The organism is Streptomyces sp. GS7 (genome assembly GCF_009834125.1).
In the GTDB taxonomy this organism is placed as follows: domain Bacteria; phylum Actinomycetota; class Actinomycetes; order Streptomycetales; family Streptomycetaceae; genus Streptomyces.
Map to the genome: position 1 here is coordinate 3,428,924 of NZ_CP047146.1, position 14,162 is coordinate 3,443,085.

The 14,162-nt window shown below is 72.8% G+C and carries 14 protein-coding genes and 1 riboswitch; of the genes, 8 read left to right on the forward strand and 6 right to left on the reverse strand.

The window, feature by feature from the left end; all coding sequences use genetic code 11:
* Positions 1–152 precede the first annotated feature (152 nt).
* Both GR130_RS39790 and GR130_RS14960 read left to right on the forward strand, forming a co-directional pair.
* Entirely contained in the window at positions 153–1,172 is a 1,020-nt protein-coding gene (locus GR130_RS39790; protein ID WP_201304889.1) for a hypothetical protein, read from the forward strand.
* A gap of 65 nt (positions 1,173–1,237) precedes the next feature.
* A riboswitch (ZMP/ZTP riboswitch) is annotated at positions 1,238–1,325 on the forward strand.
* Between the two features lie 21 nt (positions 1,326–1,346).
* Positions 1,347–2,219: a bifunctional 5,10-methylenetetrahydrofolate dehydrogenase/5,10-methenyltetrahydrofolate cyclohydrolase gene (locus tag GR130_RS14960; protein ID WP_159505190.1), complete on the forward strand. Its 873-nt coding sequence runs from the start codon at positions 1,347–1,349 to the stop codon at positions 2,217–2,219.
* A 118-nt stretch (positions 2,220–2,337) separates the two neighbouring features.
* On the opposite strand, the gene GR130_RS14965 is transcribed toward GR130_RS14960, so the two are convergent.
* Complete coding sequence (locus tag GR130_RS14965; protein WP_159505191.1) at positions 2,338–2,802, reverse strand: hypothetical protein; 465 nt, start codon at positions 2,800–2,802, stop codon at positions 2,338–2,340.
* 290 nt (positions 2,803–3,092) lie between these two features.
* On the opposite strand from GR130_RS14965, the gene GR130_RS14970 reads away from it, so the two are divergent.
* Positions 3,093–4,496: a DUF5685 family protein gene (locus tag GR130_RS14970; protein WP_159505192.1), complete on the forward strand. Its 1,404-nt coding sequence runs from the start codon at positions 3,093–3,095 to the stop codon at positions 4,494–4,496.
* A gap of 33 nt (positions 4,497–4,529) precedes the next feature.
* Here GR130_RS14970 and GR130_RS14975 read toward each other — a convergent pair whose 3' ends face one another.
* From GR130_RS14975 to GR130_RS14985, 3 genes are all read right to left on the reverse strand, one after another.
* On the reverse strand, positions 4,530–5,804 hold the full coding sequence (locus tag GR130_RS14975; RefSeq protein ID WP_201304890.1) for a cytochrome P450: 1,275 nt from the start codon (positions 5,802–5,804) through the stop codon (positions 4,530–4,532).
* 131 nt (positions 5,805–5,935) lie between these two features.
* Positions 5,936–6,076 carry a hypothetical protein gene (locus tag GR130_RS14980; RefSeq protein ID WP_159505193.1) on the reverse strand — a complete coding sequence of 47 codons (141 nt, stop codon included), beginning with the start codon at positions 6,074–6,076 and terminating at the stop codon, positions 5,936–5,938.
* Between the two features lie 341 nt (positions 6,077–6,417).
* Positions 6,418–6,732 (reverse strand): cupin domain-containing protein, encoded by a 315-nt coding sequence (locus tag GR130_RS14985; RefSeq protein ID WP_236573964.1) that lies wholly within the window; start codon positions 6,730–6,732, stop codon positions 6,418–6,420.
* Between the two features lie 182 nt (positions 6,733–6,914).
* Between GR130_RS14985 and GR130_RS14990 the strand changes: the two genes are divergently transcribed.
* Positions 6,915–7,862 carry a helix-turn-helix domain-containing protein gene (locus GR130_RS14990; protein ID WP_159505195.1) on the forward strand — a complete coding sequence of 316 codons (948 nt, stop codon included), beginning with the start codon at positions 6,915–6,917 and terminating at the stop codon, positions 7,860–7,862.
* A gap of 57 nt (positions 7,863–7,919) precedes the next feature.
* Here the strand turns inward: GR130_RS14990 and GR130_RS14995 are convergent, their stop codons facing one another.
* Positions 7,920–8,909, reverse strand: a complete 990-nt coding sequence (locus tag GR130_RS14995; RefSeq protein ID WP_159505196.1) for an alpha/beta fold hydrolase — start codon at positions 8,907–8,909, stop codon at positions 7,920–7,922.
* Positions 8,910–9,100: 191 nt separating this feature from the next.
* The gene (locus GR130_RS15000; protein ID WP_159505197.1) at positions 9,101–10,123 is read right to left on the reverse strand and encodes an alcohol dehydrogenase; all 1,023 of its coding nucleotides are present in this window, start codon (positions 10,121–10,123) and stop codon (positions 9,101–9,103) included.
* A 438-nt stretch (positions 10,124–10,561) separates the two neighbouring features.
* On the opposite strand from GR130_RS15000, the gene GR130_RS15005 reads away from it, so the two are divergent.
* The 4 genes from GR130_RS15005 (at position 10,562) to GR130_RS15020 (ending at position 14,153) form a co-directional block, all read left to right on the forward strand.
* On the forward strand, positions 10,562–12,010 hold the full coding sequence (locus GR130_RS15005; protein WP_159505198.1) for a glutamate decarboxylase: 1,449 nt from the start codon (positions 10,562–10,564) through the stop codon (positions 12,008–12,010).
* A 290-nt stretch (positions 12,011–12,300) separates the two neighbouring features.
* Entirely contained in the window at positions 12,301–13,035 is a 735-nt protein-coding gene (locus GR130_RS15010) for a DUF4389 domain-containing protein (protein ID WP_159505199.1), read from the forward strand.
* Between the two features lie 201 nt (positions 13,036–13,236).
* Positions 13,237–13,656, forward strand: a complete 420-nt coding sequence (locus GR130_RS15015; protein ID WP_159505200.1) for a hypothetical protein — start codon at positions 13,237–13,239, stop codon at positions 13,654–13,656.
* Positions 13,653–14,153, forward strand: coding sequence for a thiol-disulfide oxidoreductase DCC family protein (locus GR130_RS15020; RefSeq protein ID WP_159505201.1), 501 nt, complete (start codon positions 13,653–13,655; stop codon positions 14,151–14,153). Before GR130_RS15015 ends, GR130_RS15020 begins: the two co-directional genes overlap by 4 nt.
* Positions 14,154–14,162: the final 9 nt, after the last annotated feature.

Here is a 14,162-nt window from a genome sequence, read left to right on the forward strand (position 1 = left end):
TCAGATGGTCACTGCAGACACCCTGGAGCACCTTCGGATGCTTCCCCGCATAACACCCCAAAGCTCCGTCCCCTTTGCAGGGAATATCACCTCTTACAGTGATCTCTCATCGATAACCGGACCAACATCGGCTATAAAACGTTGTCGCTGACATGGAACCGAGGGAGTTGTGGGAGCGCCACGCGGTACTCGCCCAGGCGTTTTGCAGCAGCGATGACGAGGTCCGCCGGACGCAAGGACTCCTCGACGAGGCCGAGGCGCGCCGCTCGCGGACCCTGGCCGCCTTCGCGGTGACCGTGGGCAGCGACGAGGTGGTGGCCGACCTGCTCGGACTCGACGCCCGCGAAGTGCGCCTGGCCCGCCGCACGGTCGGCAAGGACGACGCCCGCGCCGTGGCCAAGAGCCTGCTGGAGGAGTCCGCCCGCGAACGCCGCCCCGCCCCACCGGCCGAAGCTCCACAACCGGAGCCGGTGCTGTCCGCCGCGACGAGCGCCGCCGCATCCACCCCCAGCTCCGCAGCCGCCACCGCCAGAAGAGTCATGGCGGGTGCCGCAAGCGGCAGCCGCACGGGAACGTTCGCCGCCGGCCCGCCCACCGCCCCGCCCACCCCCGCCGACTCCGCCTCCTACGTCCCGCCCCGCCCCACCCAGCAGCCGTACGCCGCCGCCATGCACACCCCCGCCCCGGAACCGTCCTGGTCGCCCGCCCTGGACGCGGTCCTCGTGAACAGCCGGCACAGCGGCGTGGACCTCGGCGCGCTCGCCGCCGAACTCGGCCTGGACGTCTCCATCCTGGCCGCCCGCGCCCATCAACTCGCCTCCGAGCCACGCCTGCACCACCGCCCGCCCTCGGACCGCATCGGCCGCCACCGCCGGATGACCGACGTCCCGCCCGTCCAGCAGCCCGACACCACCTCGCTGCCCCGTCAGGAACATCCGCCACTCCCGCCCTACGAGCCGCAGACCCCCTGGATGCCGCAGCAGCACACCGCCCCCTGGACACCGCACGATCCGCATGCCGCGTGGACACCCCAGCCGGCGCCGGTGCCCTCGCCCCCCACCTGGGATCCCAGCGCCGTCACTGTCACCCAGCACGACTGGGACGGCATCCTCAGCCAGTGGGAGGCCGCCAGCACGCCGTATCCCTCGACCCCCGGCCAGCCCGGCCCCTGACGGCGGTGGGGGCGCGGTGCCCCGTCGCACCGCCGTCGACCCGCGTCCGCCCATCGCCTAGAGTGGTCCCGAGCCGTGACTGGCGCTTGGGTGGAGTACCACCGGGGAGCGGCTCGGCCTCCGTGGTCCCTGCCGTGCGCCTGGGCGATTCCCCGCGACGCTCAGGAGCAGCCCATGCCGCAGACCACCGCACCCACCGCTCGCCTGATGGACGGCAGCGCACTCGCCCGCCGGATGGTCGAGCAGGCCGCCGAGCGCGCCGCGGCCCTCACCCGGCAGACCGGCCAGGCCCCGTGTCTGGCCACCGTGCTGGTCGGTGAGGATCCGGCCTCCGTGACCTATGTGCGGATGAAGCGCGCCCGCTGCGAGAAGGCCGGCATCCGCTCCCGGCACATCGCGCTGCCGGCCGCCACCACGACGGCCCAGCTGGTCGACACGATCGGCGAGCTGTCGGACGACCCCGGCGTCCACGGGATCCTGCTCCAGCACCCGGCAGGTCCGCACATCGACGAGCGCGCCGCCTTCGAGGCGATCGCCCCCGCCAAGGACGTCGACGGCGTGACCTTCCACTCCTTCGCCGGGATGAGCTTCGGCCTGGACGGCTTCGCGTCCTGCACACCCGGCGGCATCATGCGGCTCCTGGACCACTACGACGTCGACCTGACCGGCAAGCACGCCGTCGTCGTCGGCCGCAGCGCGATCCTCGGCAAGCCCGTGGGAATGCTGCTGCTCGGCCGCGACGCCACCGTCACCTACTGCCACTCCCGCACCACCGACCTCGCCGCCGTCACGCGGGAGGCCGATGTCCTGATCGCCGCGGTGGGCCGCCCCCGCTTCCTCCACGGGGACCACATCAAGCCCGGCGCGGTCGTCATCGACGCCGGCTACAACCCCGGCAACGTCGGCGATGTCGACTTCGACTCGGCGGTCACCCGCGCGAGCCTGCTCACGCCGGTCCCCGGCGGCGTCGGCCCGATGACCATCGCCACCCTCCTCACCCAGACCGTCGACGCGGCGGCCAGGCAACTGGGGGCGACGGCCCTCTGACAAGGGCTGACCAGGAGCGGGAGACGGGACTCGCGGCGGCGACGCCCCGGCGCCGTGGGTTCCGGGCCCGCGGCGGGGATACCGGCCGCTCGGGGCGCAACCTTCCGTCAGGACACCTTCAGGACACCTTGACCGTCACCCGCCAGGTGACGACCACGTGCGGGCAGACGTGCCCGTGACCGGCGCGGCAGGTGCGCCGCGCGCTGAGCCCGGCCGTTCCGCGGTGGCCGGCGCGGAAACGGCCGCCGGCGTCGCCGGTCGGTGTCGTGCCCCCGTCGGTCTGCCGCAGGACCGCGGAGTCGCCGGACCTCGGGGCGCTCCAGAAGAACGTGACGCCATGAGTGCGGCGGCCGTTGAGCCGGACGGTGACCGTCTCTCCGGGGTGCACGGTGACGGTGTGCCCGTTGTCGGCGCCGGTCAGCACTCTGCCCCTGCCGATGGGGACGGGGGCCAGGTGCGGTGGCCGTGCGGTGGTGGAGCCGGTGGCCGCGGGAGCCGCGGCGGCTCCCGTAGCCAGCACCGGTCCCGCGCCGAGCGCCAGTCCCGCGACGCAGGTGGCGGCCAGATATCGCACGGTCTTCATAGCTCTCCCAATGTCCCTGCAGTGCCTGCCACTTGAGCGGGGTCATGCTCCCATCGCGGGGCGAACCTTCGGTATCAGTGAAAAGAGTGAAAAGAGAGGGAATCGGGAGGCCTCGGCCGGATCCGGCAACGGGGCACCGAAGCCACGACCCGGACGACGAGGGCATGTTGTGGCAACTGGGGTCCGTGGCACCTCCCTGCGCGGGCTGAGCGCGCAGGTCATGGGCGAGGTGGATACGATGCGCTGCCGCAGCCGGCCCAAGTCGAAGTCTCCCGGGGGTTTGTTTTCACGTGTTCGGAATCGTCAGGCCCTGTGCCCACCGCCTGTCCCAGGGGCTCAAGGCGGAGTGGATGGCCCATCTGTGCGGCCTCTGCCTCGCGCTGCGCGGCGATCACGGGCAGTTCGCCCGCATCGTCACGAACTACGACGGATTGATCGTCTCGGTGCTGACGGATGCTCAGTCCGGCCCGGCGGACCTCCGGCGCCGTACCGCCGGGCCCTGCCCGCTGCGGGGTATGCGGACCGCGTCGGTGGCGAAGGGGGAGGGTGCGCGGCTGGCGGCGTCGGTCTCCCTCGTCCTCGCCTCGGCGAAGATACGCGACCACGTCGCCGACGGGAACGGAGTGCTGCGCCGTCGCCCGATGGCCGCCGCGGCGCGCCGGGTCGCCGCCGGATGGGACCGGGCCGGGGCACGCACCGGTGCCACCCTCGGCTTCGACACCGCCGTGCTCGTGGACGCGGTCGACCGGCAGGTGGGCATCGAGGAACTGGCCGGGCCGGGCACGCCGCTGACGGTCGTCACCGAGCCCACCGAGACGGCGACCGCCGCGGCCTTCGCGCACACCGCGGTGCTGGCGGGCCGACCGGGCAACGCCGCGCCGTTGGCCGAAGCGGGGCGGCTCTTCGGGCGGCTGGCACACCTCCTCGACGCCGTGGAAGACCGGACGTCCGACGCCGCAGAGGGCGCCTGGAACCCGATCACCGCCACCGGCGCCGACCTCGCGGAGGCCCGCCGACTGTGCGACGACGCGCTGCACGGCATCCGACTGGCCCTGCGCGACGTGGAGTTCACCGACTCGAAGCTGGTGCACGTCCTGCTGGTGCACGAGCTGCGCCGGTCGGTGGACCGCGCCTTCGGTACGGCCGGCTGCTCCCACCAGGGGTACGGGGCACCGAGCCCGTACGACGGCCCGGGCGGCAACCCGAACCCGTACGGGAACCCGAACCCGTACGGGAACCCCGGGAATCCCTACGAGAACCCGTACGGCAACGGGAACGGATACGGCCAGCCGCCCCAGTACGGCCAGCCGCCGGCCGGTGGCCCGTACGACGGCCGGCAGAACCCGTACAACGGCCAAGGCCCCGTGCCGCCCGGTGGGCAGGGCGGCGGCTACGGCGGCGGACCGGGCGGCGGGGGCGGCGGGATGCCGCACATTCCGCAGGAGCCGAAGAAGCCCCGCGGCTTCTGGGAGGGCTGTGCGCTCGCCATCGGGCTCTGCTGCACCTGCAAGGTGTGCTGCTCCTCGGAGTTCGAGGGCCCGTGGTCGCGGAAGACGCGCGAGGGGTGCTGCCAAGCCTGTGACTGCTGTGACACCTGTTGCAGCACCAGTAATTGCAACAGTTGCAGCTGCTGCTGTGAATGCGCCAACGGCGGATGCGATTGCTGCGACTGCTGCAGCTGCTGCGACTGCTGACCGGCGGCCGGTCGGCCCCACGGCGCTCCGGCGCTACCGCACGTCCCAGGTGACGGGGAGCCGCTGGACGCCGTGGAGGGTGATGTCGGTGCGCAGCGGAACCTCCTCGGGTGGGACGGCGAGCCGCAGTGTCGGGAACCGGGTGAAGAGGGCCGGGAAGGCGACGCGCATCTCCACGCGGGCCAGTTGCTGCCCCAGGCACTGGTGGATGCCGTGGCCGAAGGCCAGATGGCCGGTGGCTTTGCGGTGCAGGTCGAGGGTGTCCGGGTCGGGGAAGCGGCGCGGGTCGCGGTTGGCCGCCTGGATCGCGAGGGTGACCGACTCTCCGGCCCTGATCAACTGGCCGTCCACCTCGACGTCTTCGAGCGCTGCCCGCAGGCCGGTGTGGGCGATGGTGAGGTAGCGCATCAGCTCCTCGACCGCCTGGTCGGCCAGGCCCGGATCGGCGCGCAGGGCCGCGGCCTGCTCCGGGTTGGTCAGCAGCGCGAAGGTGCCGAGCCCGATCATGTTCGAGGTGGTGTCGAGACCGGCGCCGAGGAGGAAGCTGCCGACACCGGACAGCTCGTCGTCGGTGAGGTCGGTGGTGGTCAGATCGCTGAGCAGGTCGTCGGTGGGCTCGGCGCGCTTCGCCACGACCAGCCCGCGGACGAACTCCTGAAGTGCGGCCAGCGCCGCGTACTGGTCGTCCACGGACCCGTCCGTGGCGGTCGCCGCCCTCGCGTGGTGCTGGAAGGAATCGCGGTCGGCGTAGGGCACGCCGAGCAGTTCGCAGATCATCAGTGCCGGGACGGGATGCGCATACGCCTCCACGAGGTCCACCGAGTCCGCCGTCGCGCGGCGGCGCTCCATGGCGTCCAGATGCTCGGCGGTGATCTCCTCTACGCGGGTGGTGAGTTCGCGCATCCGCCGGACCGTGAACTTGCCCATGAGCAGCCGCCGGTAGCGGGTGTGCTCGGGAGCGTCGATCCCGGTGAGGTCGCCGACCGGCGCCGGGGGCAGGGTGACGCCCTCCGCTCCCGGGAAGGGGAGGTGCATCAGCTCGTAGCGCGAACTGAAGCGGGTGTCCGCGGCTATCGCTCGGGCGACGGAGTGGCCGGTGGCCAGCCAGCCCAGGTGCCCGTCCGGGTAGCGCATGCGGCGGAGCGGCTGCTCCTCGCGCAGGTGAGCCAGCTCGGCGGGCGGATCGAAGGGGCATCCGGTGGGGCGGGTCACCGGCATCTCGGAAAGGGGGGCCGGGTCGGAATGCCGTTCCGAGGCGGTCGCCGGGGCTGCCTGGGGGCTCGTCTCGGGCGTGGGTTCGTGGTCCATGGTGTCCTCCGGTGCGGAGTGCGGGTGTGCAGGGATGCCGGCGTGCGGGATGCACGCGGGCAGGGGGCGGCGACCTGCGGCGAGCCGGGTGGTGCCGCGGCGGGGCCAAGTGGCCGCCTTCGGGGCGCCGTTCAGCGCTCCGCCGTGCGGTGGAGGGCCGTCAGCGCCCGGACGTGGCCGACCCGGACGTGGCCGACCACGGCGCGGCTGACCAGGGTCCGGATGACGCAGTTCGTGCCGGAGAACGGCGACGTACATGGCGTGAGGTCCATGACGCCATAATGGCACACGCTTGGCGCCATTGTTAGTGCCGTGGTGGTGTTATATGGCCCCGCGTATGGCGCTGATGGCTCGTCATGACAGGTGGAGCGCCGGTGAACTGCGGATTCTTCAGCTGCCCCGCTCTTTCACGTGCCCCGCTCTTTCACGTGCCCCGCTCCCTCACGTGCCCCGCTCCCTCACGTGCCCCGCTCCCTCACGTGCCCCGCTTCCTTGAGTGCCCCGCACCGGCCTCCGGTTGACGGGGCGCGACCGGGCCCACGGTGCCGGTCGCATTCCGCCCAGGCGGGCGCCCATCGGCTCGCCCGACGGGCCACCGCCCGTCGGGCACCGTTCAGCCTTCGGGGTAGAAGACGAACAGCGTGCAGCCGGTCGTCGTCTGCGGGACGTGCCAGGAACCCGCGGGCGCGTGGATGAACGACCCGGCCGGGTAGTCCCGTTCGCCGTCGTGGAAGACCCCCGAGACCACGTAGACCTCCTCGGGTCCGGGTTCGTGGACGTCGATGCCCTCCCAGCAGGAGTGCGGGTCCATCTCCAGTACCTGGGCCTTCGCGCCGTCGTCCCCGGTCCACAGCGGACGGACGCGGATGCCGGGGAAGATCTCCCGTACCGGGGCGTCCCGTACGGCGGACCAGACGTAGCCGGGCACCTGCTCCCGTGTCCGCGCCGCCGTCCGTCCGGCCGTCCCTTCCGCCGCCGGCCGCTGTGCGGGGTGCGGTGTCTGCTGCTGCGTCTGCTGGCTCGTCTGCTGGTTCGTCATGAGGACCAGCCTGGTCTGCCGCCGCCGACCCGCCGAGTGTCAGAAAAGACATCCTGAGGTATTTTCCTGCCATGCATCATGTGGTCGCGCTCGTCCATCCACCGCAGTCGACCTTCGAACTCGGCTGCGCGGCCGAGGTGTTCGGGATCTCCCGGCGGGGAATCCCGGCCCGGTACGCCTTCGGGGTGTGCACGGAACACCCCGGTCCGGTGCCGACCCTCGCCGGGTACGACATGCTCGTGACCGACGGGCTGGAGGCACTCGACCGCGCGGACACCGTCGTCGTCCCCGGGTGGCTGCCCACGGAGCAGCCGCCCTCGCCCCCGGTCGTCGCGGCCCTGCGCCGCGCACACGGGCGCGGAGCGCGGGTGGTCAGCATCTGCTCCGGCGCCTTCGCGCTGGGCCACGCCGGGCTGTTGGACGGGCGGCGGGCGACCACGCACTGGGCGCGGGCGGGCCAACTCGCCGACCGGTTCCCGGCCGCGCGGGTGGACCCGGACGTGCTGTACGTGGACGACGGTGACGTGGCCACCAGCGCGGGCTCCGGCGCGGGCATCGACCTCTGCCTGCATCTCGTCCGCGCGGACCACGGCGCCGGGTACGCCGCGCAGGTGGCCCGCAGCATGGTCATGCCGCCGCACCGGGAGGGCGGGCAGCTCCAGTACTCGGCGCCGCCGCACCCCGCCCAGATCGACGGTACGCTCGCGCCCCTGCTGGAGTGGATCACCGGACGGCTCGACGAGCCGCTCACCGTCGACGAACTGGCCGCGCACGCAGGGGTGTCGGCCCGTACCCTCGCCCGTCGGTTCGCCGATCAGCTCGGCGCCAGTCCGGGGCGGTGGCTGCTCGCGCAGCGCATCGCCACCGCCCGCGAACTGCTGGAATCCACCGACCTCCCCCTGGAGGCCGTCGCGCGTCGCGTCGGCCTCTCCTCGGCCGTCAATCTCCGCAGGCGCTTTCTGCGCGCCGTGGGGACGACGCCGGGTGCCTACCGGCGCGCGTTCCGCGCCGAGCCGTGACGGCGGCAGCGGGGTCGGGGCAGGGGGAGGTCGGTCCTCCGTAGGCGAGCCCGGCCGTCAACCGGGCAGGTTCGCCAGCCACTTGGTCAGCAGCTGGTCGACCTCGTCGCGGCGCTCCTGCTGGATCCAGTGCCCGCAGCCTTCGAGGAGGTGCGAGGCGACCAGACCCGGCATGGTGGTGGGGAACGCCGTGATCGCGTCGGCCAGCCAGCCGAGGGTGGCGTCCTGGCTGCCGCCGATGAACAGGGACGGCTGGGTGAGCGGGGCGCCGGCGAGGTCGGCGAGGTCCTCCCAGTCCCGGTCCATGTTCCGGTAGCGGTTGAGGGCCCCGCTCATGCCCGTACGCTCGAACTCCCCTGCGTAGACGTCGAGATCGTCGTCGCTGAGCCAGGCGGGGCGCCGGCCGGCGGGGAAGCGGTCCCGGAGCCTGCCGCCCGGGCTCACGAGGAACGGGGGCGGGGCGTCGGGCGCCGGCATGGTGTCGGCGGAGAGGGCGGCGTAGATGCCGGCCAGCCAGCCGCGGACGTCCGGTTCGATTTCGGCCTCGGCCCGGCCCGGCTCCTGGAAGTAGCTCACATAGAACTCGTCGTCCCCGCCGATCCGGGCGAAGACCTCGCTGGGCCGGTGGCCGCCGCGGGGCGTGTAGGGCACGCTGAGCAGCCCGACCGCGCGGAAGACGTCCGGCCGCAGCAGCGCGGAGTGGGCGGCGATGGGCGAGCCCCAGTCGTGCCCGACGACCACCGCGGTCCGCTCGCCGAGGGCGTGCACCACGGCGACGTTGTCCTCGACGAGGTTGCGCATACGGTAGGCGTCCACGTTCGCGGGCCTGGACGAACGCCCGTAGCCGCGCACGTCGATGGCGACCGCGCGGTACCCGGCGGCGGCCAGCGTCGCCATCTGGTGGCGCCACGAGTACCACGACTCCGGGAACCCGTGCACCAGCAGGACGAGCGGTCCGCTGCCCTGCTCCACGAGATGGATCCGGCCCGCGGGGGAGGGGACCAGACGATGGGTGCGGCCGGCGGCCTGGGTGGCGGACTGGGACATGCATCCTCCTGGGTCGGGACGAGCGTGCACCGGCGGCGGGGCGGCCGGCGGTCGAGCCGCGCCCCGGCGTCGATATCCGTGCGGTGGTGGGCGGTCGGGGTCGGTCGCGGGCGGTTCGGGGCGGCGGAACGCGCTGCGGCGCAGGACGGTCGGGGTACCCTTCCGTCCTGCGCCGGACCGGCGCCCGTTCCTCAACCGCCGGTCAGCACCATCCGGAACCGCGCCGCCCCCGCCAGCATCTTCCCGTATGCCTCGTTGGCCTGCTCCAGCGGCATGCTCTCGGTCATCGGGCGGATGCCGTGCAGCACGCTGAACTCCATTGTTTCTTGGACGTCTTGTGCGGTACCGGACGGGTGGCCGCGGACGACCCGGGCGCGCATGAGGAGCTGGGTGGGGTTGATCCCCAGGGGTTCGGTGTCCGCGCCGATGACCACCAACTCGCCGCGGTGGGCCAGCCCGTCCGCGGTCGCCGTGATGGCACTGGAGTTGGCGGCCGTCGCCAGGACGACCCTGGCGCCGCCGAGGGACTGCAGCGCGTCCGCGACGCCGGTCTTCGCCGTGCTGTCGATGTAGTGGTGCGCGCCCAGCTGTTTGGCGAGGTCCCCCTTGTCGGCGCCGCGGGCGATCGCCACGACCTCGAAGCCCATCGCGACCGCGTAGCGCACGCCCAGGTGGCCCAGGCCGCCGATGCCGAGCACGGCGACCAGGTCGCCCGGCCGCCCCGAACTGCGCCGCAGCCCGTTGTACGTCGTGACCCCGGCGCACGCCAGCGGCCCGGCGTCGGGCGCCGCCAGCCCGTCGGGGATCCGGGCCAGCGCGTCGGCCGGCGCGACCATCATCTCCGCGAAACCGCCGTCGTACGCCCACCCCGGCACCTTCAGCTGCGGGCACACGATGAAGTCGCCCTGCCGGCAGGGCGTGCAGTGCCCGCAGCTGCCGCCGAACCATCCGACCGCGACCCGGTCGCCCACCCGCCAGCCGCTGTACGTCCCCTCGCCGACCGCGTCGATGCGCCCGGCGACCTCATGCCCGGGGACCACCGGGAACCGGACACCCGGCACCATGGCTCCCACGAACATCGCGTCGCTGTGGCAGACCCCGCAGGCGTCCACGGCGATCCGTACGTGGCCGGGGCCCGGCTCCGGCACCTCCCGCTCGACGATCTCGAACGGCGCGCCCACGGCGCCGGCCTGCGCGACTCGGTAGCTGCTCATCTGGATCTCTCCCCGGATGTGGATCTCCCGCCACGGACTTCCCCCACCAGAAGAGCAGCTCCGGCCGGATCCCGCGCGCCGAACGGGGGTACGGCGCGCGGGATCCGGCGCCCGGCCGCGCGCGGTGCGACGGCACGACCGGGACGACGGGGACACGGAAGGGAGACGAGCGCACGCTCGGCGATCCGGCGACGCCCCTCCGTGACGATCACCGCGCGACCCCGCTCCGTCACGTCGCGTGGTGCGGGGCGGAGGAATCGGGCGACGTGGCCTGATGGCGCCGCAGGTGCGCCCGTGGCCCGGCGGTGTCCGTTGCCCGCACAGTGAAAGCCGTTACCCTGGCCGCCGCGCGTGGACCGGCCGGGCCGGGCGGGAGGGTCGGCCTGGCCGGTCGCCGCTGCAAGGTTCGGCACGTACCGGGAAGAGGACACGCTCACCATGCCACTCAAGCGACCCCACCAGCACCGCGACGCCAGCCCCCATCTCACCGTGAACCCGGTCTTCAGCCGGGAGCCGCTCAAGGTTCCCCGGTTCGAGCTGCCGGGGGAGGGGATGGACCCGGACACCGCGTATCAGATCGTCCATGACGAGTTGATGCTGGACGGGAACGCCCGGCTGAACCTGGCCACCTTCGTCAGCACCTGGGCCGAGCCGCAGGCGCAGCGGCTGATGGCCGAGTGCGCCGAGAAGAACATGATCGACAAGGACGAGTACCCGCAGACCGCCGAGATCGAGGCGCGCTGTGTCCACATGCTCGCCGACCTCTGGAACGCCCCCGACTCGCATGCGGCGGTGGGCTGTTCGACCACCGGATCGAGCGAAGCGGCCATGCTGGCCGGACTGGCGCTCAAGCGCCGCTGGCAGCACCGCCGGCGCGCCGAGGGCAAGTCCACCGAGCGCCCCAACATGGTGATGGGCATCAACGTCCAGATCTGCTGGGAGAAGTTCGCCGACTACTTCGAGGTCGAGCCGCGGTACGTCCCGATGGAAGGCAACCGCTTCATCCTCTCCGCGGAAGAGGCCGTCAAGCTCTGCGACGAGAACACCATCGGTGTCGTCGCGGTCCTCGGCTCCACCTTCGACGGCGCCTACGAGCCGGTGGCCGAGATCGCCGCGGCACTCGACGACCTTCAGGAGCGCACCGGCATCGACGTGCCCGTCCACGTGGACGGCGCCTCCGGCGCGATGATCGCCCCGTTCCTCGACCCCGACCTGGCCTGGGACTTCCGGCTGCCGCGCGTCGCCTCCATCAACACCTCCGGCCACAAGTACGGACTGGTCATGCCCGGCGTGGGCTGGGCCCTGTGGCGGGACGCCGCGGCGCTGCCCAAGGACCTGGTCTTCCACGTCAACTACCTGGGCGGCGACATGCCGACCTTCGCGCTGAACTTCTCCCGCCCCGGCGCCCAGGTGATCGCCCAGTACTACAACTTCCTGCGGCTGGGCTTCGACGGCTACCAGGTCGTCCAGCAGACCTGCCGGGACGTCGCCACCCGGCTCGCCGCCGAGGTCGCCGAGCTCGGGCCGTTCACGCTGATCACCGACGGCAGCGAACTCCCCGTCTTCGCCTTCCGGGTCAGCGACGACATCACCAACTTCACCGTCTTCGACGTCTCCGCCGCGCTGCGCGAGCGCGGCTGGCTGGTGCCGGCGTACACCTTCCCCGCCAACCGCACCGACCTCGCGGCGCTGCGCGTCGTGATCCGCAACGGCTTCGGCCACGACCTCGGCGACCTGTTCCTGGAGGACCTGCGCCGCGTCCTGCCCCGCCTCCAGGCCCAGCAGCAGCCGCACCGCGACGCGGACGACGCCGGTTCCTTCGCGCACGGCGCCGAGACCAAGACCGCCGGCCGCCCGGCCATCCCGGAGCAGGTGGCGCGCGGATAGCGCGGCTCGCCGCTCCGTACCACGGGTGCCCCGTCCCGCCCACGCGCGACAGGGCACCCGCCGTATGGACGGGCCCCCGATGAGCGTGCTCACGGCGGGTGCACCCGCACCGCACGGTGAGCGCTCGGCGCCTGCCTGCGGCGTCTGCACGGTGCCGCCTCCCGTGGGGGAACGCCGAGCGCGCCGCGGTCGAAGAGCCCGGCGGGAAGGGGCCGAACAGCCCTGGTCCGCCCGCGCCGCCCGGGTCAGGCTGGGAGTGTCGTTCCCCCTGCGGGAAGGAGCTGACCGTCATGGCAACGCTCGCGGAGGAGTGCCGGCCGGTGCGCATCGAGGCGGAGCTGGACGAGCCGCTGTCGCGCTGGCTCTGGGCGGTGAAATGGCTGCTGCTCGTGCCGCACCACATCGCGCTGACCGTGCTGGGCATCCTGTTCCTGGCCGCGAGCGCGCTCGCGTTCGTCTCCCTGCTCTTCACCGGGCGGTATCCGCGTGTGCTGTTCCGCTTCACCACGGGGGTGCTTCGGTGGACGTGGCGGGTGGCCTACTACTCCTACGGGGCGCTGGCCACGGACCGCTATCCGCCCTTCAGCCTGGGCGCCGTCCCCGACTACCCGACCCGTCTGTACATCGACGGTCCGCCCCGGATGCCGCGCGGCTGGCGGCTGGTGGCGTCGTGGCTGCGCGCCCTTCCGGTGTACCTCCTGCTCGTGCTGGTCGCCCTGATCGTCCGGCTGGTGTGGTGGCTCGGCGGGCTCTCGGCGCTGCTGATGGTGGCCGCCGTGGTGGCCCTGGTGTTCACCTCTCCCGCGGGCATGCTCGTGTGGACCGGCCACTATCCGCGGCGCCAGTTCCGCGGGCTGATGGTCTGCTACCGCTGGCTGGCGCACGTCCTCGCGTACTTCTTCCTCCTCACCGACGTGCTTCCGCCGCTGCGCCCGGAGAAGTCCGGCAGGCGGCTGCAGTTCCACCGGCACCGCCGCGCCTCGACGGGCCCGCGCCACGGGGTGCGTCCGCGTCCCGGCGTGTGACGGCGCCGAGGCGGACGGGCAACTCCCGCCGCCGGAGCGCCACTTGGTCCGCAGCGTGGCCCGCCGGTAGGCCGCGGTCGCGCGCTCCCCGCCCCACCCGCGCTCCTGCCCCGGCTCCGCACCTCACTTGAACGCGTTCAAAAACAGGTCTACAGTCGCCACCGTCAACGTTTTTGAACACGTTCAAGAAGGAGTCGGGACGTGGACCTCTCCGTCGTCGCCTACGCCATCTACCTGCTCGTCAGCATCGGCCTGACCATCTGGGTCGCCCGCACCCTCAGCCGCAACGGGCGGATCTTCCTGGCGGACGTCCTGCACGGGAACGAGAAGCTGGCGGACGCCGTCAACCACCTGCTCGTGGTCGGGTTCTACCTCGTGAACCTCGGCCTCGTCGCGCTGTACCTCCAGGACGACGGCACCGTCGACACCTCCCGGCAGGTGTTCGAGGCGCTGTCGCGCAAGCTCGGCGTGGTGCTGCTGGTGCTCGGGCTGATGCACCTCGGCAACGTCTTCGCGCTCAACAAGTTCCGCCGGCGCGGGATCATGGACCGTGAGCAGACTCCGCCGGTGGCGCCGCAGGGGTACACCCGGCCGGCGCCCGCCGGGCAGGTGCAGGGATGACGGCGACCGCCGTCGCCGCGGACCGGGGCGCCACCGGCGTCCCGGTCCGCCGGCTCACCGTGCTGTACGACGCGCAGTGCCCGCTCTGCGCCTTCCTCCGCGACTGGCTCGGCCGGCAGCGTCAGCTGGTGCCGCTGGAGCTGGTGCCGGCCGGTACGCAGGAGGCCCGGCGGCGCCTGCCGGAGCTGGACCACACCACCACACTGGAGGAGATCACCGTCGTCGGGGACGGCGGGCAGGTGTACCGCGGCCCGGCCGCCTGGGTCGTGTGCCTGTGGGCGCTGGACAGGTACCGGCCACTCGCCCACAAGTTCAGCACCCCCTCCGGACTCCGCTTCGCGCGTGGCGCGGTGCTCGCCGCGGCCAGGTACCGCGAGTCGCACCGGGGCCCACGGCCCGCCGGCCGGGCGGTTCACGCCCCCGGCAACGGCTGGGCCGCCCCGGCGGATTCCGCCGCCCCGCAGGGCTGCCGCAGTGGCTGCGCGGTGCCCGATTAGGCTCTGACC